25 protein-coding genes are annotated in these 23,103 nt (G+C 51.0%); 14 read left to right on the top strand and 11 right to left on the bottom strand.

Going from position 1 to position 23,103, the window contains the following annotated elements:
• Positions 1-105: 105 nt before the first annotated feature.
• A complete protein-coding gene (locus CLV60_RS06885; protein ID WP_106594640.1) occupies positions 106-1,143 on the top strand; it encodes an alpha/beta fold hydrolase in 1,038 nt (345 codons plus the stop codon).
• 6 nt (positions 1,144-1,149) lie between these two features.
• Here CLV60_RS06885 and CLV60_RS06880 read toward each other — a convergent pair whose 3' ends face one another.
• Positions 1,150-2,730 (bottom strand): glycoside hydrolase family 28 protein, encoded by a 1,581-nt coding sequence (locus CLV60_RS06880; RefSeq protein WP_229210852.1) that lies wholly within the window; start codon positions 2,728-2,730, stop codon positions 1,150-1,152.
• A 133-nt stretch (positions 2,731-2,863) separates the two neighbouring features.
• Here CLV60_RS06880 and CLV60_RS06875 point away from each other — a divergent pair, with 133 nt between their 5' ends.
• The gene (locus CLV60_RS06875) at positions 2,864-3,682 is read left to right on the top strand and encodes a hypothetical protein (protein WP_106594639.1); all 819 of its coding nucleotides are present in this window, start codon (positions 2,864-2,866) and stop codon (positions 3,680-3,682) included.
• 1 nt (position 3,683) lies between these two features.
• On the opposite strand, the gene CLV60_RS06870 is transcribed toward CLV60_RS06875, so the two are convergent.
• Positions 3,684-4,604, bottom strand: a complete 921-nt coding sequence (locus CLV60_RS06870) for a helix-turn-helix domain-containing protein (protein ID WP_106594638.1) — start codon at positions 4,602-4,604, stop codon at positions 3,684-3,686.
• A gap of 171 nt (positions 4,605-4,775) precedes the next feature.
• On the opposite strand from CLV60_RS06870, the gene CLV60_RS06865 reads away from it, so the two are divergent.
• Positions 4,776-7,835 carry a sensor histidine kinase gene (locus tag CLV60_RS06865; RefSeq protein WP_106594946.1) on the top strand — a complete coding sequence of 1,020 codons (3,060 nt, stop codon included), beginning with the start codon at positions 4,776-4,778 and terminating at the stop codon, positions 7,833-7,835.
• The gene (locus CLV60_RS06860; protein ID WP_106594637.1) at positions 7,832-8,461 is read left to right on the top strand and encodes a response regulator; all 630 of its coding nucleotides are present in this window, start codon (positions 7,832-7,834) and stop codon (positions 8,459-8,461) included. The genes CLV60_RS06865 and CLV60_RS06860 overlap by 4 nt, the downstream gene beginning before the upstream one ends.
• On the opposite strand, the gene CLV60_RS06855 is transcribed toward CLV60_RS06860, so the two are convergent.
• On the bottom strand, positions 8,454-8,810 hold the full coding sequence (locus tag CLV60_RS06855) for a winged helix-turn-helix transcriptional regulator (protein ID WP_106594636.1): 357 nt from the start codon (positions 8,808-8,810) through the stop codon (positions 8,454-8,456). The two genes, CLV60_RS06860 and CLV60_RS06855, sit on opposite strands and share 8 nt — an antisense overlap.
• Positions 8,811-8,914: 104 nt before the next feature.
• On the opposite strand from CLV60_RS06855, the gene CLV60_RS06850 reads away from it, so the two are divergent.
• The 3 genes from CLV60_RS06850 (at position 8,915) to CLV60_RS34210 (ending at position 10,529) form a co-directional block, all read left to right on the top strand.
• Positions 8,915-9,667: an SDR family NAD(P)-dependent oxidoreductase gene (locus tag CLV60_RS06850; protein WP_106594635.1), complete on the top strand. Its 753-nt coding sequence runs from the start codon at positions 8,915-8,917 to the stop codon at positions 9,665-9,667.
• Positions 9,668-9,790: 123 nt separating this feature from the next.
• Complete coding sequence (locus CLV60_RS06845) at positions 9,791-10,342, top strand: DUF6934 family protein (protein WP_106594634.1); 552 nt, start codon at positions 9,791-9,793, stop codon at positions 10,340-10,342.
• 31 nt (positions 10,343-10,373) lie between these two features.
• Complete coding sequence (locus CLV60_RS34210; protein WP_170118725.1) at positions 10,374-10,529, top strand: hypothetical protein; 156 nt, start codon at positions 10,374-10,376, stop codon at positions 10,527-10,529.
• A 29-nt stretch (positions 10,530-10,558) separates the two neighbouring features.
• Here CLV60_RS34210 and CLV60_RS06840 read toward each other — a convergent pair whose 3' ends face one another.
• Together CLV60_RS06840 and CLV60_RS06835 are read right to left on the bottom strand one after the other, a co-directional pair.
• Complete coding sequence (locus CLV60_RS06840) at positions 10,559-11,050, bottom strand: SRPBCC family protein (RefSeq protein ID WP_106594633.1); 492 nt, start codon at positions 11,048-11,050, stop codon at positions 10,559-10,561.
• Between the two features lie 118 nt (positions 11,051-11,168).
• Positions 11,169-11,783, bottom strand: coding sequence for an FISUMP domain-containing protein (locus CLV60_RS06835; RefSeq protein ID WP_106594632.1), 615 nt, complete (start codon positions 11,781-11,783; stop codon positions 11,169-11,171).
• A 147-nt stretch (positions 11,784-11,930) separates the two neighbouring features.
• Here CLV60_RS06835 and CLV60_RS34205 point away from each other — a divergent pair, with 147 nt between their 5' ends.
• Positions 11,931-12,080 carry a hypothetical protein gene (locus tag CLV60_RS34205; RefSeq protein ID WP_170118724.1) on the top strand — a complete coding sequence of 50 codons (150 nt, stop codon included), beginning with the start codon at positions 11,931-11,933 and terminating at the stop codon, positions 12,078-12,080.
• Between the two features lie 12 nt (positions 12,081-12,092).
• Here the strand turns inward: CLV60_RS34205 and CLV60_RS06830 are convergent, their stop codons facing one another.
• The 4 genes from CLV60_RS06830 to CLV60_RS06815 all read right to left on the bottom strand — a co-directional run bounded on the left by CLV60_RS06830 (position 12,093) and on the right by CLV60_RS06815 (position 15,203).
• Positions 12,093-12,566, bottom strand: coding sequence for a GNAT family N-acetyltransferase (locus tag CLV60_RS06830; protein WP_106594631.1), 474 nt, complete (start codon positions 12,564-12,566; stop codon positions 12,093-12,095).
• A gap of 89 nt (positions 12,567-12,655) precedes the next feature.
• Positions 12,656-13,489, bottom strand: coding sequence for a DUF2306 domain-containing protein (locus tag CLV60_RS06825; protein WP_106594630.1), 834 nt, complete (start codon positions 13,487-13,489; stop codon positions 12,656-12,658).
• An 84-nt stretch (positions 13,490-13,573) separates the two neighbouring features.
• Positions 13,574-14,176, bottom strand: a complete 603-nt coding sequence (locus tag CLV60_RS06820; protein WP_106594629.1) for a Crp/Fnr family transcriptional regulator — start codon at positions 14,174-14,176, stop codon at positions 13,574-13,576.
• A gap of 22 nt (positions 14,177-14,198) precedes the next feature.
• On the bottom strand, positions 14,199-15,203 hold the full coding sequence (locus CLV60_RS06815) for a virulence RhuM family protein (protein WP_106594628.1): 1,005 nt from the start codon (positions 15,201-15,203) through the stop codon (positions 14,199-14,201).
• A 241-nt stretch (positions 15,204-15,444) separates the two neighbouring features.
• On the opposite strand from CLV60_RS06815, the gene CLV60_RS06810 reads away from it, so the two are divergent.
• From CLV60_RS06810 to CLV60_RS06800, 3 genes are all read left to right on the top strand, one after another.
• Entirely contained in the window at positions 15,445-16,434 is a 990-nt protein-coding gene (locus CLV60_RS06810) for a TonB family protein (protein ID WP_106594627.1), read from the top strand.
• A 102-nt stretch (positions 16,435-16,536) separates the two neighbouring features.
• Complete coding sequence (locus tag CLV60_RS06805; protein WP_106594626.1) at positions 16,537-17,286, top strand: OmpA family protein; 750 nt, start codon at positions 16,537-16,539, stop codon at positions 17,284-17,286.
• Positions 17,287-17,418: 132 nt separating this feature from the next.
• Entirely contained in the window at positions 17,419-18,408 is a 990-nt protein-coding gene (locus CLV60_RS06800) for a beta-ketoacyl-ACP synthase III (RefSeq protein WP_106594625.1), read from the top strand.
• A 68-nt stretch (positions 18,409-18,476) separates the two neighbouring features.
• On the opposite strand, the gene CLV60_RS06795 is transcribed toward CLV60_RS06800, so the two are convergent.
• Positions 18,477-18,893, bottom strand: a complete 417-nt coding sequence (locus tag CLV60_RS06795; RefSeq protein WP_229210851.1) for a LytR/AlgR family response regulator transcription factor — start codon at positions 18,891-18,893, stop codon at positions 18,477-18,479.
• A gap of 338 nt (positions 18,894-19,231) precedes the next feature.
• Between CLV60_RS06795 and CLV60_RS06790 the strand changes: the two genes are divergently transcribed.
• Genes CLV60_RS06790 through CLV60_RS06780 form a run of 3 tightly spaced genes read left to right on the top strand, consistent with a single transcriptional unit; the run spans position 19,232 to position 22,172 of the window.
• Positions 19,232-20,302, top strand: a complete 1,071-nt coding sequence (locus CLV60_RS06790; protein WP_106594623.1) for a sensor histidine kinase — start codon at positions 19,232-19,234, stop codon at positions 20,300-20,302.
• Positions 20,299-21,378: a sensor histidine kinase gene (locus CLV60_RS06785; protein ID WP_106594622.1), complete on the top strand. Its 1,080-nt coding sequence runs from the start codon at positions 20,299-20,301 to the stop codon at positions 21,376-21,378. Before CLV60_RS06790 ends, CLV60_RS06785 begins: the two co-directional genes overlap by 4 nt.
• Entirely contained in the window at positions 21,375-22,172 is a 798-nt protein-coding gene (locus CLV60_RS06780) for a LytR/AlgR family response regulator transcription factor (protein ID WP_106594621.1), read from the top strand. Before CLV60_RS06785 ends, CLV60_RS06780 begins: the two co-directional genes overlap by 4 nt.
• A 7-nt stretch (positions 22,173-22,179) precedes the next feature.
• Here the strand turns inward: CLV60_RS06780 and CLV60_RS06775 are convergent, their stop codons facing one another.
• Entirely contained in the window at positions 22,180-22,779 is a 600-nt protein-coding gene (locus tag CLV60_RS06775; protein ID WP_106594620.1) for an RNA polymerase sigma factor, read from the bottom strand.
• Between the last annotated feature and the right edge of the window lie 324 nt (positions 22,780-23,103).

Below are 23,103 nucleotides of genomic sequence, written 5' to 3'. Positions count from 1 at the left end.
CCAATTTCCCGTTCCTGCCCGGCGGAAGCGCAGCTAATTTTGAATCATCCAAACGGGAAATCGCCCGCCGGACATTCAAACCATCAATCTTAAACAGCACATAAAATGGAAATTAGCAATAAATACAGCCGCCGCAACTTCCTTGGCCTCGCCGCACTTACTTTCGCCGCCTCACAACTACTCCCTTCAAAAGCCCTGGCGAATGCGAAAGCCAATCCGCGGCCGGACAGCATCACCTACGCATTCGGGGAAATCAAACAAATAGAAGCGGGCGTGCTGAACGTCGGTTACGCAGAAACCGGTCCGGCAAACGGGCAGCCGGTGATATTGCTGCACGGCTGGCCTTACGACATCCACAGCTATGCCGAAACAGCAACATTGCTCGCCCAGGCCGGCTACCGGGTCATCGTACCGCACTTGCGCGGGCATGGCACTACCCGTTTCCTGTCCGACAAGACCTTCCGGAATGGACAGCAGGCGGCCGTAGCGCTGGACATTATCGCCCTTATGGACGCACTCCAAATCAAGCAGGCTATCCTCGGCGGCTTCGATTGGGGCGCACGTACGGCGAACATTATCGCCGCGCTCTGGCCTGAACGCGTGAAAGGAATGGTGTCCGTGAATGGGTACCTCATCAATAACCTCGAAAGAAACCAGCAGCCGTTGTCGCCCGCCGCCGAATGGGGCTGGTGGTACCAATACTATTTCGCCACCGACCGCGGCCAGAAAGGCTACACGGCCAACTGGTACGACTTCAACAAACTGATCTGGAAAAATGTATCGCCCAAATGGGCCTTCGACCAGGCTACTTACGACCGCTCGGCCGAATCGTTCAAAAATCCCGATTATGCGGATATCGTGATCCACAACTACCGCTGGCGGTTAAGTATCGAGCCAGGCGAGAAACAATACGATGATATCGAGCAAAAACTGGCAGCCGGACCGGCCATTTCAGTTCCGACGGTAACCCTCGACGGCGATTCGGACGGTGTGGTACCGGCAGGCGACGGTTCGGCATTCGCCCGCAAGTCTACCGGCAAGCATGTACACCACGTGGTGAAAGGTGCGGGGCATAACCTGCCGCAGGAAGCGCCGCGGGCATTCGCCGATGCCATTATCGAGGTGAACGGCCTGGCGAATTGACCAGGCTCAGTTCAATCCCTCGGGCTTATCCGGTACGCACCCGATGAACCGGATATTTCCGGAATTACGGCCCTGAATATCCATTGCCAGTTTTCTTCCCGGAATGTTGAAATACACTTTTTGAAAAAGCACATTCCGAACATCCAGCGCACGCATGAGGGTGTCCGTCACGGTAATCGACGCCGCGCGGATCGTGATCCCCTCGGCGTCGCTCGCCTTAAAAGCCGTTTTCGCATTGACCAATGCATTTTCGATCAATAGGTTCGAGGCCGGCGACTCGGGAATGCCGGTGATATCGATAAAAGTTCTGGCTTTCTCGACGATAATGAACCGGGCTGTGATATTGCGGTATGCCGGTGTGAGCTTGTCCACCGGCCGTGCAGGCAAGCGCTCGGCAAGCTCGCCCACATATTGCCGGCTGCCGAGCATATCGAATTTCACCGCATCGCCGCGCAGGATCATGCGGATGCGCTCGTACGTGAGGTTATCGCCGCCGCCAGCGCGCGAGCGGCGGGTTTTGAACCGCAGACCCGTGTCGGTATCATCAAAAACACAATCGTGCACATAGACATTGCGGATCATCCCGGCCGTTTCGCTCCCGCACGTAATGCCCCCGTGTCCCTCGCGTGCGAGGCAATGGCGGATCACGACATTCTCGGTCGGCTTGTTCACCCGGATACCGTCATCCCCACGCCCGGCTTTGATCGTAAAGCAATCGTCGCCGCAGCTGAGCGTACAGTACTCAATGAGCACATTCCGCGAAGATTCGATATCGATCCCGTCGCCGCGCGGAATACCTACCGAACGCACGGTAATGCCCCGGATAATCACATGGTCGCAATACACCGGCACCACATTCCAGAATGGCGTATTTTCGAGAGTAATGCCTTCTATATATACCTTTTTGCAATTAATGGGCGAGATAAACATCGGCGGAAATATAAAACCGCCGTCCTTCCCTTCATAAACACGCTCGTGAACAGGCTTATCGGCCGGTACCACTTTTTCGATCACATCCACATTCATATACCGCTTCCTGAGCGGACCATCGGGCGGCCCCACGAGCTTGCCCTTCCCGGTAACCGCGATATTCTCCTGCCCGTTGGCATATATAAGCGCCCCGAGCGACATCAGCTCCACGCCTTCGTTCCGCGTGAACACAGCGGGCAGGTAATCCTCGATTTCCGCACTGAAATGCAGCTCCGCTCCTTCGCTCAAATGCAGATTCACATTACTTTTCAAACTAATGCGGCCGGTTTTCCATACACCAGGCGGGACGATCACCGTCCCTCCCTTTTTCCGCGCAGCCTCATCAATTGCGGCTTGTATCGCCTTCGTCACCATAGCTCCCTGACGGGCACCTTTGTCGATAATGCTGATAGTTAATGCCGGAAAAACAGGCTTGCTGAACTCCGGCATCGGGAACGGCGCTTTTATCCGCGCTATCGTGTCCGGCAGGTTGGCGGCGCCCACGTCAGCCGCTTTCGGAATGGTCCCCGGGAGATTACCCGTGTCATTTTGCCCGCTCGCAATCCCCCAATGCAAGACTACCAAAAGAAAAACCCAGAATTTTAAATGCTTCATCATAGCTACGTACCAATGCCAAAATCTTCACCGGGAAGACGACGGCCCGATGTAACTACTCTTAAAAAGGAGCCATTTTATTGATCTGAAAATTGGCGGCGCATTGATATATTAGCTGACCAGCAAATTAATAACCATGGAAAAGGAGGAAATCAGATTTGTTCAGGCAAGATATCATCAGCTCAATCTCAGTCCCGAACAGGCGGAGAAGGTACTCAGCTACGAAAACATGAGAGATTCGTGCTCGCACACGCATATATTCTCGGCCTGGGAAGAGTGGGATTTTGAATATAGTGTGTTTCAAGATCTCCTGAATGAAGACCAAATGCTGCAATACCGGCTGCGAATGGAAGAAATGCGGAAGACGCATATCGAAAGTCTTGTTGAGCAAGATAATTCGAATAAAACCTGGCTCGAACGAACTCAGGAAAAAGTCGACTATCTGAAAGCGACGCTGATTCCCTCTATTGTGTTCGATCAGTCGCATATGATATTGTCAATCATGGCTGATCGCACCAAAATCGATTATCTCAGAGTCAATTACAGGGCTTTTTTACATGATCAAAGAAAGAGGATACTCGTTGACCATTTCCGCCACAAAAAAACCTACGCTCCCATTCAACTAAAATACAGATTATTAGAACATTACACCTCCTGTATCATTCCTGACTATATCGCGTTTGAGAACTGGATGGACGAACCCACGCGGGCCGTGGCAGCGTTTGTAAAGGCAAAGCTGCCCCAAAGGAGTTCCGAAGTCTACGAGTTTTATCGGGGCAAACTCCACGAATCCAAAGCGTTTTCTGAGCAAATTTTCGCGAAGTACTACCGGCATATCGACGGATGGTCGGTATGGACACGCGATCCATTGCCGGAAGAAGAGGAACGTACAAACTGGCTTATGTCAATGCTCCTGCTGGATAACAATGCATTTGGATTCGAAGAAATCCGCTGAGTCAACCAACATGCAGCTTCCGATATTCCGCCGGGCTTTGCGAGGTGTGCTTTTTGAAATAATTACTAAAATGGGGCGCTTCGAGAAAGCCTAACCGAATGGCGATTTCCTTGATGCTCAGGGCCGGGTTCTGCAACATCACCCTGGCTTCGGCGACGGTTTTATCGGCAATCCATGCGCTGACTGATTTGCCGGTTTTGTTGCTGATTACGCTCGACAAATAGTTGACGTGTAAGGATTGCAGGTCGGCATAATCCTGTACCCGTAACGGGATGTCGACTTTGCCGTTCACGAGGTCCCTGAAATGCAGTTCAAGATTTCGCTTGAATGTCTTCACGATCTGCGAGCTGCGGTTTCCTTCATAAATAGGGTTATAATCCTGAAAGAAGTGTTCCTTGATCTTTAAAAGCAATGCGACCATCAGGCTCCCGATGATCCTGTTCTTGTAAGGCGACACTCCGCGGTGCTCGCTGTGAATTTGCTGGTAAAGCTGCCTGACGACGGTAAACTGCTCGTCGGACAGGACACGCGGCTCGACCGTTTCGGTCAGCAGGAAGGAAAAATCGCGGTAAACATCTTCGTGCACGTTTTCCTTCAAATAAGCCTCATTAAAAGTGATCAGGCAGGTGTTGGTAATGCTATACCATTCGAAAATGCGGTAGTTGCCCGGGTTGGTGAAGTACACGGTGCCAGGCCGCACTTCGAAACACTGGTCGTCGATCGTGTACTTACCAAATGCTTCCTGAATAAACAGAAAGCTGAAATAATTCGGCCGGAATGGTACCGATGTAAACGGGAATTCGGTGAAGGTCTGTTGCAGGTAATGGACGGTCAGGCCCGACGACGCATCCACCGGGTCGACCGGCAGTCCCATCGTTTCATACAGTTCGGGAAGATCCTTGACAATCAGATTGCGCGCCATGCGTCAAAAATAGCGAAAACCGCTTAATAAGTTGAAGCATTAATAACAGGCACCCCGGCTAGAAATGTTTACACAACACGTAGAATTTATTACAAAACTAAGCTATTATTGCACCCTTGAATCCGACCTCACTTTGTCATTTTAATGACGGCACTTTCTCTTGACCCGGCTATGAAACTTGTGAAGATTATAACCCTTCTCATTTCTCTCACGGCCGTACTGCATACGTCGGGGCAGGATATCTCCGATTTCACGGCACAACATTATACGAGCGACAACGGCCTGCCGCAAAACAGCGTCATGCAGCTCCGGAAGGACAAAAACGGGTTCGTGTGGATGACCACTCAGGGCGGGCTCGTGCGATTTGACGGGACGCATTTTGCCACTTATAACCTCAGGAACATACCGCAGCTGGTCACCAACCGCATCATCGAGCTCGGGCACACGGGCGATAGCTCGATCTACTTCAAGGATACCAGTTTTAAAGTCATTTCTTTTGATCAGAACAACCAGCCCTATGTCCTGCATCCGCGACTCCGAAACACATCGGTGATCTTGCGATCGCTGAACGACCAGGTTGACGTGATCAAAAACCTGATACCGGCAGACCGCCGGGCCGTCGAATCGCTGTTTGGAACTTTCGCAGCGGACTCGAAATACTATCAGGTCGGAGCCCCGGGGGATGGCTTTTTATGTGTGGGCGATATCTTTGTGATGTACCTGCATCAAAAGAAGTTAAGATTTCGGAAAACCTTCGATACCGCCACCCTGGCCTACGACAAAGCGGGGATGCTGGACAACAGCATGTATTTTGTCGAGCCGAACGGGCATATCCTCCGCATTGATTCCACAGGAAAAGAGTCCACCGTGGTTACCAGAATAGCCGGCGGCGGCATCATCGATTTTGGGAAAGATGCGCATTTGTACCAGCAGGGCAAGCGCCTTTTCCTCCGCAACGCCTACACCTTTTATGAGTTGAGGGCAGACGAAAGTAAGGAATTGATATGCAAACCGATCCTGAAAACGGAAGATATTGGCGATATCACCAGCTACCTGAACATTCCCGAATCGGGTATTCAGGTGGTGGGCACGCACACCAACGGTGTATACATTTTCAGAAAGAAACAGTTTAAAACAGTAGGCATACCCGGGACGAGCAACAATTTTTACAGCCAGCATTTGTACAAAAATAATGGCATCCTCACCGACCATGGGGCCATTCTGACCACGGGCACCATCACGGGCGATCCGTTTCCGCTGTTTTCGAGAGCGGGCATTCTTGTGGACAGGGACGGTAATGTGTGGCTGCACAGAGCTTCCCGGTACGTAGAGCAGCATAGCCCCGATTTGAAATTGATCCGCAAATTTTACCTGGATATTCCATTTGGAAAATTCGCGCAAACCGCTGACGGGACTATCTGGCTCAATTCATCGTCCGGAAAACTGGGAAAAATCGACGGTGATTCGATCCGCTGGCTCAATCTACCTCCAAAGCAAGCCCAGACTTTCTTCCCTGCAAACAACACGGAGTTCTGGACTTCGGACGGGAAAGGTTTGTTTCTCACGAATGTAGCAAAACTCACCTCCCGGGAAATCCCGGGAACGGCAGGGAAGGAAGTAAGAGCCTATTACCTGGATAAAAGGAAGACACTCTGGGCCGGGACCTACGGCCAGGGTTTCTACGCAGTCCGCAATGGCAAAGCCACTGCCCTTCCGCTCGACCGCAACGGCTACCTGCTCGCCGTTCACACCTTTCTCGAAGATCGGAAGGGTTTCCTGTGGATGACCACCAATCACGGGCTTTTCAAATGCAAGGTCCAGGATTTGTACGACTTCCTCGACGGAAAAGCCAGGAGCGTGTTCTACTATTATTATGATAAAAGCAATGGCTTCGCCAACAATGAATTCAACGGAGGCTGCGACCCGCCTTCCGTGGCATTCCCGGATGGGAAATTCTCTTTTCCCTCGATGGAAGGCCTGGTGCAAGTATATCCCGACAGCGTCATCGATATCCTTCCCAATTCGCGGATATTGATCGATCAATTTGTTGTCGACGGCAAACAACAGCCATTCAGCAGCGATCTGCGGCTTCCGCCTTCTTTCAATCGCATTGAGGTCACGCTGGCCTCCCCTTATTTCGGGTTGCCGGAGAATCAGTATCTGGAATACAATATCAAAGGGCTGGACGATGAATGGTACCCGCTAAACAGCAACCTGACCATTACGCTCAACCGGCTGAGTTACGGCAACTATGCACTTCAAGTTAGAAAAAAGGCCGGTTTTGGACGTAACAACGTCAATCTGCTCGTCAAGAATTTAACAGTGAATCCATTCTGGTATCAGACGTGGTACGCCATACTTTTCGCAGTTTGCCTGCTGGCATTCTCCTTTTATGTGGTGGTAAAACTGCGTTACCATTACCTGACGCAACGAAAAAGACAGTTGGAAGCCCAGGTCCTCGAACGCACCCGCCAACTTGAATACAGCAACAAGCTGAAAGAGAAGATTACCCTGCTCCTCGCCCACGACCTGCAATCGCCGCTGCATTTTCTGAACCTGCTGTCCGATCACGTAACCGCCGCACTGGACAAAGAACGGTTCGAAGACGTGCGGAACGGAACCGCGGAAATCAAAAAGGCGGCTACCAACATCCACGCATTTGTGAAGGAGATTAACCTGTGGACCAAATCGCAGCAGGAAGGTTTCTTCCTGAGCAAGCGGCCGTTCCCGTTCGATGGCCTGGCGGACGAGCTGAGGGAATTCTTCAAAGAAATGCTCCTGTTAAAAAACAATACGCTGGAATTCGTCAATCCCGGCAACTGGGAGCTTTTTACCAACCGTGAGATCCTGAAAGCGGTGATCCGCAACCTGATCGACAATTCCAATAAATACACAACCGGGGGGCATATCAGGGTGGAACTCGATAAGCTTGACGAAAAACACCTGCGGCTTTCGGTGTCGGACAACGGGCGTGGTATGTCGCCGGCCGACCTGAGCAAGATCAACCGGCGCATCGAAAATGTACTCACGACCGAGGGTATCGAACAAAGCGGCCGCCTTGGCTACCAGATCATCATCGATTTCGTAGCGCGGCTTGAATGCGAACTGGAAGTAAACAGCATGGTCGGACAGGGTACCACTGTGACGATTTCCGGACTTTTACAAGGCCAACCTAACACAACAGACGCTATTTTGACGGACACCGCTCCGACGGACTTTACTACGTTATGAAAAAGATATTGATTGCCGACGACCATTCACTGGTTCGCTACGGACTGAAAGTTGCACTCATCAACCACCTCACCGACGTGGAGATCGACGAAAGCTGGGACGGCCAGTCGACGATGAGCCAGCTCAAAGGCAACACTTACGACCTGGTGCTGCTGGATTTGAGCATGCCGGACACCGACATCAGCACGATCCTGCACTGGATCAGAAATTTTCACCCTGATACGAAAGTGCTGATCGTTTCCATGAACAACGAAGTGGTTTTCGGAAAAAGGGCGCTGCAAATGGGTGCGCACGGCTACATTGAGAAGGACGCCTCGCCCGAGGAGCTGATCAAGGCTGTGGATGTCGTGCTCTCCGGAAAGAAATACATGAGTACCGATCTGGCCGATGCCATTGTAAACGATACGCTGAACGGGAAAGCATCGAACCCGTTCGACCAGCTGACGCCCCGGGAGTTTCAGGTAGCGATGTACATCGTTCAGGATTATAGCATTACGCAAATCAGCGAGCTTATGCAGCTTCAATACACCTCTGTAAGCACATTCCGGCGGCGTATCTTCGAAAAACTGAATATCGCCGACCGGAAAGGGCTCATGCAACTGGCCGACGCCTACAAACTCAATTGAAAAGCTTCCGGTGCTTTCCGCCCCATTCGCTGAGCTGCTGGAAGATCGGACCAAAGGCCGCTGCCATTTCGGTGAGCTCGTACTCCACGCGGGGCGGCACCTCCGCATACACCGTGCGCTTGACCAGCCCATCCTGTTCGAGCGCGCGCAATTGCAGTGTCAGCATGCGCTCTGTAATGTAGGGAAATTCCTTTTTCAGCTCTCCAAACCGCATTTTCCCTTTTTCCAGTTTACTGATTATCAAAATTTTCCACCTGCCTCCGATCTTGTTAACGGCATAGGTAAGGTCACATTCCACAATGTATTTCTCATTGCTGGTATAGGTCGAACTCTGTTTTCTGGCACCCATTACTTACACTTTTGTTAGTACCCCACAATTGGTTGTATAGCATCCAAAATTAGATGCTTCCCGTTACGTTTGCAACCAGTTTTTAACACATTCGAAACACAGTCATGGATTTGCATTTGAAAGGAAAAACAGCCGTAGTAACCGGGGCCAGCCAGGGAATCGGCCGGGCCATTGTAAAAGAACTGGCCAGAGAAGGCGTGCGTGTATTCGCCACCGCGCGGAATGAAGCGCTCCTGAATAACCTCAGGGAGGAAGTAGCCGCGGAAACAGGCATTGCACCGGTTGTTTTCGTGCAGGATTTTACCGCTCCGGACGGCCCGCAGCGCATCGCGCAAGCTGCTTTGGCTGCTTTGGGTGAAGTGGATATCCTCATCAACAATGCCGGACAAAGTCGCCCGGTAGCCATCACCGGCCCGGAGCAGCCCTGGAATGACTCGATGGCGCTGGACTTCGACCGGCCCCGCCAGCTCACGCAGGAATTACTTCCGCATATGATCGGGCGGCGGCAAGGTGCCATCCTAAACCTCACCAGCACTTATGAGCTGCGGAGCATTAACGTATCTGCCGTCGCCAAGGCCAGTATGGCAGTGTGGTCGAAACAACTGGCTGCGCAGGTTGGGAAGTACAACATCCGGGTGAATACGCTGCAACCCGGCCTGATCGACACCGCGAATATCCGCCCGTATTTTTCCGACGCAGAGCGCAAGACATTTGCTGAAACAGAAATCCCGCTGGGTGATTTCGGCCACCCGCAGGACATGGCCGATATGGCCGTGTTCCTTGTTTCTCCCCGTGCGAGTTACGTCACCGGGGCTTCGGTTGTTGTTGACGGGGGAATGCGGCATTATCCGTTTTAAAGTTACCACACGCCTCGCAGTTACTCCTTATCGACGGCTGCGGATCAGTCACAGGAAAATTAATCTGCCGTTTGAAAATTGGTTTGCATTACAATTTGGAATAAACACCAAATCATTTAAATATTGGTCATCAACCCGTTGGCCAATCCGAACGGATTGGCTACAACAGGTATCGATAACTGTATGACCCTTCCCAAATATCAAACCCAACAACTGAAAACTTCCGATTACGAAGCATACCTCCCATTTCTAGATGTCGCTTATGCCTGCAAATTTTTCAGTGCGGGCCGAAGCGGAAATTTTCAGCTAAGAGTTTTCATTACCCGGCCGAAGGATTACCCGGGCACCTATTACAATTTAGGATTTGGTGTCTGGGATTCTGACAAGCATATTATTGATGATGTCGCTGAGCTTAGAAATGGCGATTTTCAACATATACTCGCAACAATAGCCAATGTGTCACTGGATTTTCTCAAAACAAACCCCTCAGCTTCATTGTACGCCGAAGGAAGTACGCCCGCCAGGACACGTTTGTATCAACGTGAAATTGCCCGGCATCACCACCTGATTCCTGAAAATCTGCAAATATATGGGTTGATCAGAGACAATGAGGTTGGATTTATTGAATTCCGGCCAGGTATCAACTTTGATGCTTTTTTGTTGTCGGTGAAATAATCGATAAATTTGAATTTAACGCACTCAGTTTATGTCTTCGATTGTAACAAAACCCGCATCAAAAGACGCTTCTCTCCGCACAAAACGCGAGGGGGATCATGACGTCCCACAAAAGACGGATAGCATCGTTTTGAAGACGCTCCGCATGGCTGAAACCCTGAAAAAATATCCCAAGCCTGCTAAATAACGACGCCTTCGGCCCCAGAACCCCTTGTGCTACTCTTCCGCACCCACGATCGCCTTCTCATTCTTGGTCTGAGGCTTGCCCGTGGCATTCGGTTTGCCGGTACCGGTGGTGATGAGGTTGTAGAGACTGTCTTTAATGTAGAAGCTCCACGCGTCGCGGCAGATGTTGAAGCATTCGACCTCCGGAACGAGTCCCTGGTGCGTCATACGCAGCTGTGTTTGGCTGCCCTTGCGGGTAATCTCGAAAATAACATGCGTGCCGGTCCATTCCTTTTCATCTTCGGTGAATTTGAAGTAGTTGTCCAGAATGAGCCATAGCACTTTTTCCGAGGGAACGACTTCGACCAAACGGGCATGGCAGCGGTGCACATCCTCATAGTGGTATTTGAATTCGTCGTTCAGGGCTGCCGTATTTCCTTCAATTTCTTCGGACCACCATCCGCGAACGTTGGTCACTGCTTCGAAAACTGCTTCCGGTGTCTGATCCACGACGATCGTCGCGCTGAAATCTTGTGCTGACATAATCTGGTGACTTTAATTGTTGATTACTGACATTCAATGAACAACACAAATTTAAAGGCTCCATTTCCATCAAAGACGGTGTGAAACGGACATTATCGCGGGGGAATCCGGACAGATATCAATGCTTCGCCGTCGCTCTGATACAACGGACCGACGCCCCCTCTCGCTTTTCCATCCCGTCCTGGCAATGCAGCGCTTTGCCCCCGGCGCCGAAATTGAAATTCCAGGCCGTCAACACATCGATTTCCGTGCTTGTCCAATAGAAACCATGGGCGTTTAACCGGGCATACTTTCCTTCTGCCAGCTCCCGATTGCCCCCGAGCGTAGCATTGAAGCCCGATTCTCCTCCCGTTTGCAATGCTTTGTAGGCTGTTTTACCGCCGTCTTTCGATTTATTGCTGGCCCCTCCGTAATGGTCTGACAGAACTTCCCAATCCTTGCGTGATGGCAAATGCCATCCATTACCCAGCATCTCGCAGGCCTTCGCTGCCGAGGCATAGGTATACAACCGTCCGTACACCTTGCAATTGACAGGATCGTCCGCAAAGCACCAGGAACTATCCACTTGCACATTCAAATCCTGCGTCATCCATTGGTTTCCATCGGGCATGATCTTGACGGAATAGGTATTTCCGTCACTATCCGATATCGTTTCGCCCGTCTGGCATTTTGCCCCCTGGCTCACCAGGTGAATGCAGACACTCAACAGCAAAGTCAAAAACTTGTTTTGCATAGCAGAAGACGTTTTGAATGGAAAATTTAAACAAATGCCGGGGTCAAGCCCTTCCGTCCGGCTCAGTTTGCCGCCGGTACGAATATTTTAGCTACCCCTGGATAATATATTAATTTACAACATATTATCAATCAAACTTCAAAAAGTATGGCTGGTGCACTGATCATTTCGCTGTTCATTCTGACCTGGTACTGTGTGAAAGCATGCCGGGAAAACCCCGAACGCCCGAATTGGAGCAAGGCGCTCGTTACCGCCATTTTCTGGCCGTTATCATTGCTGATGAAGCGTTATCGCTGAATCCACTGCTGCTCAAAGCGTCTTTTCCATATAAATGGCATCTTCGTGCGGGTTATCGTAGTAAGCCGGTATGATTTCAAACCCAAATGATTCATACAGCTTGCGTGCACCCGTCATGCTCGCGAGCGTATCGAGCCGGAGTTTTTGATATCCCAAATCCGTTGCGATGGCAATGGAACGTTCCAGCAGCAACCTTCCCAACCGATGTCCGCGAAATTCCGGTTGGACGTACATCCGTTTCAGTTCAGCGATCCGCGCGCCCTTGCTGCGCACACCCGCGCAGCCCACGGCACGCTCGCCCGCATACGCAAGCACCAGCCCGCCCGACGGCGGCCCATACTGCTCCCGCACGGTATCGAGTTCTTCCTCGAAACGCTGGAAAGCGAGGTCAATCGGCAACGACGCGGCGTATTCGCGGAACAACTTCTTCCCGTCTTCGAAATGTGCTTCGCTGTTGGCGATAATCAATTCAATAGGCTCATTCATAACAAATAGTTGATTGCATTTCCGGCAAAGCTCATAAAATATGATCAATACAAACAGATACAGATACCGGATTATTATTGGGAACAGCCCTACCCGATCCTCGGCAACCACATCCCGGCTATCGCTCCGAAAATGCCGACGGCCATCAGGGCGGTCAGGATGAATATCAGCAGCGCAACGACTGTTATGACGCCCCGTTTCGCCGCTTTTTGCGCGTAGAAATACAATTCAAGGATTCCGAGCGAAGCTGGTAAAGCATAAGTGAACACCGCGAGCGCGGTGAGAAAAGGCCCGCTGAAAGTTTGGGGATCAAAGCCCACAGGGCCGCCGTTCAGTACCAGCCAGCACATCAGCCCAATCCTGAAAAACCATACACCGCTCACGACCATAAACAACCGTAATGCCCATTTACGGTGCTGATCAAACTGCCTCGCACGTGCACAACGCCACGCGAGCAAGGCAAAAAGTATAATGTAGATCGTCTGAATGCTGATACTGATATGCTGCACAAAGTCACCAACGGCTCCACGCGTCCATACCATAACAAAGCCGCCTGTGGCCACGATCAAGGCGGTAGTTACATAAATTCGCCCCAGCCACCGGTGAATCCGTGGCACTCTTCTTCGGATGAACGGCAGCAATTGCAACGGCCCGCCCAGCACGAGAATCGCTGCTAACAAAACATGCAGCCCCACAACGAGGTTACCCATCCAATCTCCCTTCACATAGCCGTGCGGCAGCACCTGGTTCCATTTTGCCAGGTCACCCGAGGCGGTACTTTTACCGTAAAACCCGATGACGTAGATGCCAAACGCCCATTGCCCGATCGTCGTCACCACATACCAGGTGGTTGCGGCCAGATTCAGTAGTTTTTGAGGGCGGAATTGAGCTTGAATGGAAGGAGTAGAAAGCTGTTCGGTCATGATATCGGACGTTTAAGTTTTGTCAAACTTAAAGCCGGTCATGCCCCGCCGCGTTAGACAAATGTCCAATGCGGATAAGCGGTTTTATTTTTGTGTGGAAGTATCCGGGGGGCTATCGCTCCGGAGCCGGCTGAGATGCCGCTGGGTAATGCCAAGGTAGGAAGCTATGTATTTCAAGGGCACATTCCGGATAATATTGGGGTTCTCCCTGACAAACTTCGCATAACGCGCTTCCGCCGTCAGATTGGCCATGTCGGTGATCCGCTCTTTATCTTTCTGCAAATGCTCCTGCAAAATGCGGATGGTATAATCCTTCTGTGTAGAACTGCGCGCCGCCGTCATATCGACATCGTCCCGGCTGATCCGCAAGAGCTCACAATCCGTAATACAATGCAGATTTTCGTTCGAAACCGTGCGGTTCATAAAATGGAAATAGGATGTAAAGAACCGAGGCCCGTCGTTCAGATCCGTCGTGATTTCATTGTTATCCTCGTCCAAATGGAAATTCCGGAGAAATCCGGACACAATAAAATTATGATAACCAGGCACTTCACCCGCTTTTTCTATCACCGTATCCTTCGGAAAGAACACCGGTTTGAAAGACCTGCGTACCGACTGCTGGTCAGCCTCCGGCAATGTTATCATGCGGGAAATGTATTCGAAAAGCGTTTTGTAGTAATGTTCCATATCTGCTTAATTTCCGAAAACGCTACATCAACTTCCACTTTTTCAACTCCTTATCAAAGTCACTTTCAAAATTTTTGTCCTGATCCACGCGGAATTTTTCAAACTGCTCTTCCGCAAGCCGCATAGCTACTTCATGACTCACCTTCCCCGCGTCTTTCAGGATCTCGTACTCATTAAACTGCAAAAATGCGTCCAGCTTACCCGCCCAATCAGCCATTTTCATGGGAATCTGCCTTGCCGCCTGATTTTCGGCATAATCCAGGTACATCGAAACAATTCTTTCCAATTCCTTTATCTCCTTTTCAATGAGATAGTTTTTGGCGATACCGATATCCACTCTCTGCACCTTACCATAGGGCGCATTTTTGAAAGTTTGCAAACCCATATTGGGCTTTTCCGCGTCCGCCCTTTCCGCAATAATGGCCGCGGCTGTCTTTCCGGAAATGGCGTAGTGCAGCTTATTCTGAACGATTTTGAAGAATTTTTGAGTATCGGGCGAGTCCTTGACATAGTCGATACTGCATTGCTCGAAAATATCCGTGATTTTAAGGTAGAAACGTCGCTCGCTTGCCCTGATTTCCCGGATGCGAGCAAGCAGTTCGTCGAAATAGTCTTTCCCAAACTTTTTCCCTTGTTTCAAGCGCTCGTCATCGAGCACAAACCCTTTGATAATGAATTCTTTTATAGTCCGGGTCGCCCATATGCGAAACTGCGTCGCCTGGAAGCTGTTGACACGGTAACCCACCGCAATGGCGGCGTCAAGATTGTAGAAATCGACTTCGCGAGCCACGTTCCGGCTCCCTTCTTTTTGAACTATCCGGATTTTCCGGATAGTTGGGTCCCGTTCCAATTCACCGGAACTGAAAATATTTTGAAGATGCTCGTTTATCGTTCGAACGTCCACGCCAAAAAGCTCTGCCAACCGCTTTTGGTTTAGCCAAAAAGTCTCATCACTAAAAATAACCTCAACCTTAACGTTCCCCGCAGGTGAGTTGTAGAACAGGATGTTCGCTTGCAGATTTTCCATAGAAGGCGTGCGTGAATAGTGTTGTTGATGGATGATTGAATTACTAGTCGGCCGAATGTAAAAGGTTTTTGCAAAATAAGCCCATTCCAATGATCCACCGGCTGACACGTCAACCATCGATTTTTTTTGAAAAAATTACGCATTCTGCTGCTATTTGCGTATCCTATATTTGAAATACAATCGTTTATGAAAAAAAGGTATAGTTGAGTGAATATCGGCCATTTCAAACACCTGGAAACTCATGCTGCAAAGAATACCTCCACCGCTGTTTCCCCAATACATCACCCTCGCGATGCTCGCCGTTGCTGCAACCTGGGGTACGGTAGCAACCGCACACCCGGTTTCCGACAGCCTGGATATCCGGTCCGCTTTTTTCCAAACCGCCCGGATTACCGGCAAAATCACCGATGAATTGTCGCGCCCGGTTGCCAATGCAGCCATCCTGATTGCGGGATCAGAACGCGGTACCGTCACCAACCTCGCGGGCAGCTTCGAAATTGCCGACGCACCGTTGAACGGGACACTGGTTATCCAGCATCCGGATTTTGAATCGCGGCAAATTCCCATTGTAAAATCCACTACCGAATACCTCATTGCGCTGAAAACACGGCCGCAAGTGTTGGCCATGCGCTTGAAAGGGCAGTCGAAACTTTCGAAAAAAGAAGTGGAAACAAACCCGTCGAGCGAAAGCGGCTCTTCCCTGCGCCTCGACCGCTGGCCGTATTTCAGAGGCCTGACGAAATTTCTTGCCAACAATCTGAAATACCCCGAAGACGCACTGCAATCGGGTGTGCAGGGGCCAGTGCAGGTTTCTTTCCTGATCGACGAAGACGGTAATGTCAGTAGCGGGCGGATCATCAAAAGCCCCGGCATTGAGCTGGACGACGAAGCGCTGCGGCTCATCCGCATGATGCCTAAATGGACACCAGCCCAAAAAGACGGTAAACCGATTGCCGTCTGGTACACGATCAGCATTCAGTTTGACCCGGAACTGGACAAGCTCCCGCTCAAAGTGAAGGAGGAAGTGCCGAGGCTTTTCAGCAGGAAAATGAAACTGGAACCCTGGAAGGCGCCCGTCCTGATCAAAGACGAGCTCGAAAAGTTATTCCGGAACCGCAAAGTGAACTTGTCAGCTCACGAGCCGCCGCAAACGAAACTGTCGGTATACGGCTATGGCGTCAGCCCGGCCCCATTGTATGTTCCCCGTGCCAATTTCAAGGTGCTGCCCTGAAAAAACCGGCTGCATATTGTATTACCTATAAATAACCTTCATATATTTATAAAAATAATTCCTGCTTGTAAAATACGATTGTTCAACCTAACCGGAGATTGAATGAAAACTTTTACAACCATCCTGCTTTTATCCGTCATCTCGGGTTTTGCCGCGCACGGACAGCAACGGCCGGACCTCGCCCCGGACCAGCAAAAAATCATCCCGCAACGCTCGCGCGTATCCGTACGTGTTCTCGACAAATATACCCTGCGCCCCATCGAGGCCACGATCATGGTGGTGGGACAACGGCCGGAAGACCTCGTTGTTCCGCTTTACGAGGATGGCGCCTATCAATTTAAAATGTCGGCCAAGGATATGGGGGTTATCTCGATCCACGCCGATGGCTATGAAACGCATTCGGAAGTGATAGCAGCCCGTACGCTTCGCCCAACGAAGATTTTTTATTTAACACCGATAGAAAACAGCGATTCCTGCAAAGCGGAGCCAGTCGCCGTCTCAGAACTGGATTTAAAGGAGGAAATCGAAACCGTACTCCTTTTTACGCAAAGCGAGCCGGCGATGCTGCCTGAGAGCAACCAGGAACTGGAAATCCTGGCCGACTACCTCGTCAGGAACACCGCGCCGCGGATCGAACTATCCGGGCATACCGACGACGTGGGGGATCCCCGCAAAAACCTCCTGCTTTCGTACGACCGTGTGGACGAGGTCAAAAAGTTCCTGCTCTCGAAGCGCATTGAGCTGGGACGGATCCGCGGAAGGGCTTTCGGCAGCGGGCTGCCCGCCGCGCCGAACGATTGCGAAGCGAACCGCAGGCTCAACCGGCGTGTCGAAATACGCATTGTTCCGTAGAACTTCCTTTTCAAATTAACTTCCCAAAAAATCCATTGAAAGGTGGAGAAATGCGCACTTTTGTGATGCATATTTGTTGTTTAGGGCAAAAGAATCCCCAAACAGCGAAATTTACCAGTATTAGAATCGAATATGAAACAAGTAAAAGCCTCCATTTCAGGCATTGAAGGATATGTACCCGACTATATTCTCACAAACGCCGAATTGGAGACACTCGTTGATACCAGCGACGAATGGATCGTGAGCAGGACCGGCATCAAAGAACGCCGCATCCTGAAAGAACCCGGACTCGGAAGCTCGCATATGGGAGCCCGCGCCGTGAAGGGCCTCCTCGAAAAAACCAACACCGATCCCGCTGAAATAGACCTCCTCATTTGCGCTACCATTACCCCCGATTTCGTTTTCCCGAGTACCGCCAACCTCATTTGTGATCAGTTAGGCATCCGCAACATCGGTAGTTTTGATGTGAATGCCGCCTGTTCCGGCTTCGTTTACGGCCTCGAACTTGGGGCGCAGTTCATTGAAACCGGCAAATACAAAAAGGTGGTGGTGGTAGGAACCGACAAAATGTCGGCCGTGATGGATTACACCGACCGCCGTACCTGCATTCTCTTCGGCGACGGAGCCGGCGCGGTGTTGCTCGAACCGAACACCGAAGGCTACGGAGTGATTGATACGCTCATCCGGGCCGATGGCGTGGGTTACAACAACCTCATGCAGCGCGGAGGCGGAAGCAGGTTCCCGGCAACCCACGAAACCGTGGATGCCCGCATGCATTACCTGCACCAGGACGGCCAGCAGGTTTTCAAATCGGCTGTTCGCAATATGGCCGACGTTTCAGCGGAAATGATGGAAAGAAACAACCTTACCCACGACGACGTGGCGTGGCTGGTACCGCACCAGGCCAACCGCCGCATTATCGAGGCCACGGCCAACCGCATGGGTGTAGGAATGGACAAAGTGATGATGAACATCGCGCATTACGGCAATACCACCGCAGCTACGATTCCGCTTTGCTTGTGGGATTATGAAAAACAGCTCAAAAAAGGGGATAACCTGATATTCTCTGCCTTCGGAGCCGGTTTTACCTGGGCTTCGGCTTATGTAAAATGGGCGTATTAAGCAAAAACCGTCAGGATTTACGAGCGTTCATAAATCCTGACGGTGAATTATCTGCATAAATTGGTCTGCTACGCTGAAAGCGCCATTCTTCCCAATATCTCGTGTGTCTCACGAATGCGCCTGCGCGCAATAGGAATCACTTTGCCGCAGCTCAGGTGAATATAATCAGGCCAGCGGGACGTAATGTGGCGGGCGTTGATGCTGTATGATTTGTGAATGCGTAAGAAATCGCTGCTCAGCTCATCCTGAACCTCTTTCAGACACTTCGAAACCAGGTGCTTTTCGTGCCGGGTGTACACAAATGTGTAGTTACCAACACCTTCCAGGCAAGTAATATCGCTGGACTTCACGGAGATCGCTTTCCCAAACTTGTAAACGGTAATCGTAGGGACGTGTTTCATTTCGCCGGTGCTGCCCGACGGAGCGCCGCCCGACGACATGATGGACAGGTTCTGCATGGGTGAAAGGACGGATTGATTTTTCATGGATTGATCTGGCAATTGGTTATTTACTTTCATGGCTAAAATTTGATTGACTTTTATGGCTAACAGATGCTTGGCCTTGCTGTGATACAAAAGTGGTATAAGAAGAGGCGGCAGAAAACAGCGACCCGGTTGAATTGTAACTTTTACCTCATGAATACGCCAAATCGGGGGGTAAACTGAAACAGCCATTTACTCAATTAACAATGCCTTTTGCTGGATAAAATCAGATTAGGCAATGTTTTGCGACGATTTGGGCCGGAAATACGACGGTTAATTCGCACCTGCTTCCGAATGGACACTACCCGCTTTATTTTTGCATGAAATGAAAACGCGTGCAAATGATCCCTGAAAGTTATCTGGCAAAACTCGGCCGAAAGCCGGTTGGCATTACCACATCGCTGCTGGTATGGGTCGGGGTGACGTTGCTGGCCGGAATGGGACTTTGGCAGGAGCGCTATTTTTCCGATTCACACCTGTTTATCACCGGCAGCGCCATCAATATGGCTATCATAGGGGCGGCTTACCGGATTGATGTCGCACTTTCGCCGAAGGTGACCAGCCTGCTGCCCGATACCGACCAGTCCATTTACCGCGTTGCGCTGTGGTTCGGGGTTTATGGTGTGGTGAACGTGGCGTTTTTCTGGGTTGCATTGCCGGCATACCACCAAACCGGTCTTGTCGGCGCCGGTTTTGATCTCTTCTGGGCGCTGCGCGTGAGCTTTTTTATCCTGAGCGGGTCGCTCATCGCGGCGGGGCTTACCGAATTGACCTACGCCTTCCGGCAATGGCGGACCAACCAGAACGAAGTCGAGCAAATGCAGGAAAAGCAGCTGCAAACGGAACTGGAAGCCGTCAAACAGCAGGTTAACCCCCATTTCCTGTTCAATTGCCTCAATTCGCTCTCGGTTTTGATCACCGACGCGCCCGGTACAGCGGAAAAATTCGTGGATGAAATGGCGAAAGTGTATCGCTATCAACTGAGTGTGAACGGTCCCGACAAGGAGGATATTCTCGTGACGCTCGATTCGGAGCTGCGTTTTATCAAATCCTACATATACCTCCTCGAAACGCGGTTCGAGGCCGGGATCAGTATTTCACTGGATATGAAGGAAGTATTCCTGAGCGGGCAAATGGTACCGCTCACCTTCCAGATCCTGATCGACCATGCCATTCACTATAATATGGTGTCCTCCACCCGTCCGCTGCACATCAGCATTGCCACCACGGAAACCGGCCAGCTGGAATTCCGGCACAACCGCCAGGCTAAAACACTCACTATGCCGCCGGACACGCCGGGAATTCCGATGCTGATCAACCGGTACAAATTTCTCTTCAACCGCGCCGGCGCAGTCCAGCTGAAAGAAGACGACCACGAATTTGCGATCATCCTGCCCCTGATATTCACATGATCCCGAACGTCATTTACAACGGAATCGGCCGTCAGATATGGCTGAGCCTTTTCGGCAGGTGGATTTTCGCATTGCTCGTGCCGTGGTTTGTCCCTACAATCAGCTATCTGCTCATCGGCGAGCCGTATCTGGCCAGTCTGTACAACTTTATCGGCGGCACGCTGATGATCTTCCTCATGACGATCCTCGCATTCGTGCCGCACGACTGGGCAGCGCGGTACATTGCCATGAAATACCCCTCGTTCGACTCGTCGGTTAAACGGAGCGCGCTTACAGCCGTTGCATTCTGGATCCTAACGTTCGTCTTCGTGACTTCCTACATGGTTTTCATCATGCATTTCAGGCCGTTCGAAGCGCAGCTCGATGCCCGGATGATGGTCAATGTCTATATTTTCGAATTCGTGGCCGTGCTTCTGCTGACGGGCCTCTACGAAATCAATTACTCATTAAACAAATGGAAAACGCTGCAAATCAATAAGGAAGCGCTTCGCCGCGCGGGTATGCAGGGGCAGTTGCAGAGTTTAAAAAGCCAGGTTAACCCGCATTTTTTGTTCAACAGCCTCAATACCCTTTCCGCATTGATCGCGGATGAGCCCAAACGCGCCGAGCAGTTTGTGGATGAAATGGCCAAAGTTTACCGCTATCTGCTTCAAACCAACCAGAACGAACTAACGTCGCTTTCCGCCGAAATCCGTTTTATCAGCTCCTATTACCACCTGCTCCGTACCCGGTACGACATCGGTTTCGACCTCTTGATCGATGTCAATGATGAGGATTTGGATAAAAAAATACCGCCGCTCACCTTGCAGCTGCTGCTGGAAAACGCCGTCAAACACAACAGTATCCTCGAATCCAACCCGCTGCGGGTATCTATTCGCTCGGTGGGCGAAGACCTGCTCGAAATCAGCAACAACCGCCGCATCAAATCGACGCCGGTGAAGTCAACGCGCCTTGGGCTGGCCAACATTATGGCGAAATACGAACTGCTTTCCGAACGCGCACCCGTGATCGACGACGGCCCGCAGTTCTTTAAAGTCACCCTGCCGCTGATCACGCCGAAAACCACAAATGCATGAATATATTAATTGTTGAAGATGAAAAACTGGCCGTGCGCAAGCTGACCAAGCTGTTGGAAGAAACCGCACCGGAGTTCGAAGTACGCGGCATTACACCCAGCATTGCGGCGACCGTGGAATGGATTACCGAAAACCGGGCGAACGGCCAGCCGGAGCCGGATATCATCTTTATGGACATCGAGCTTGCCGACGGGCAGAGTTTCGAGATATTCAACCGTGTTCAGATCCAGAGCACGGTCATTTTCACCACTTCCTATGATGAATATGCCTTGCAGGCATTCAAAGTGAACAGCATCGACTACTTGTTGAAACCCGTGCAGCAGGAAGACCTCCAACGGGCGGTCCGCAAGTATTACGACCTTGTAGCTCCCGGTAAAGCCAATCCGGCGGCCACTCCGCAGCTCAACCTGGAAGCCATTTTGAAGAGCCTGCATCTGCAATCACCCGTACCTGGATACCGCAAGCGGTTCCTGGTTAAACAAGGCGCCCGCCTGCTATCGATCGAAACATCGGAAATAGCCTATTTCTATATAGACAATGGCCTGACATTCTTCAAAAACCACCTGGGGCACAAATTTGTAGTGGATTACAAAATGGATGAGCTCGACGAGTTCCTGGATCCCGACCGGTTTTTCCGGGTCAACCGCGCGCTGATCGTGACACACCAGGCTGTGGCCCAAATGCAGGCATATTATAACCACCGGCTGGCGCTTACGCTGCAACCGGCGCTCGATAAGGAAACAATCGTAAGCCGCGAACGCGCCCACGACTTCAAGGTTTGGATGGGGAAATAGGGAAATTTTAGAACGACAGCATCGCGTACTGGCCTGCGAGCTCCGGGTAATGTACCGTGATCACCTCCTGCAACTGCGCTCTCGCACGTGCGTACTGCGAGCGCACGGTAGCTTCGTTGATTTCCAGCATGGTGGCAATTTCCTTATGGCTGTAACCGTCCACAGCATACATCAGGAATACCGTTTTGTAGATTGGCTTCAACTCGTGAATGAGCTGCATGATCTCGCCCGCGGTGATTTCCGAAACCGCATCGTCGGCAATGCCCGGCTCGGGGATTTCGTCGAACGCCGTGCGTGCAGCATAGTGCTTTTTATTCCTGCGGAAATAGCTGATCGCGTTGTTGACCATCACCGTCCGCAGCCACGCCTTGAAGGGCTGCTCGGGGTCATATCTTTCCAGGTTATTAAAAACCTTGAAAAACCCCTCATTAAGCACTTCCTCCGCCTCTTCCGGCGAATAGGTATACCGGAGGCAAATGCTTTTGGCGTAACCAAAGTACTTTTTAAACAAAATATGCTGAGCCTGACTGTTCCCCGCAATGCACGCCGCGATGACCGAACGGAAGTCGTTCGGGTCGAAAATGATTTTATTCAGGAATTTGAGCATAGTTTCTTACTTTTCAATGGATCATTCAGCGGGTCTACCAATCACTTCCGGGACTGCCCGTCTGGGACTGCCCGTCCGGGACTGCCCGTCGGGGATTACCTAATACAAAGAGAATTAATGTAACCCGCGAATAAAAACCGGCTGGACGGAGAGCCCGAAAGTGTAGCTGAATGGGCTGTTTTACCCGACAAACCGGTCGGACAGAAAGGTATTCGGGCGGGTTTGTCGGCCTGTCGCCAAAGAGTGGCCCTTTAACCGGCAAAAACCGCGATACGTCGAAACACCCTTTCAGTATTGTCAAATACCGCGGTTTGCCTGCTATTT

The organism is Dyadobacter jiangsuensis (assembly GCF_003014695.1).
GTDB lineage: Bacteria > Bacteroidota > Bacteroidia > Cytophagales > Spirosomataceae > Dyadobacter > Dyadobacter jiangsuensis.
This window is presented reverse-complemented; position numbering and strand designations above follow the sequence as displayed.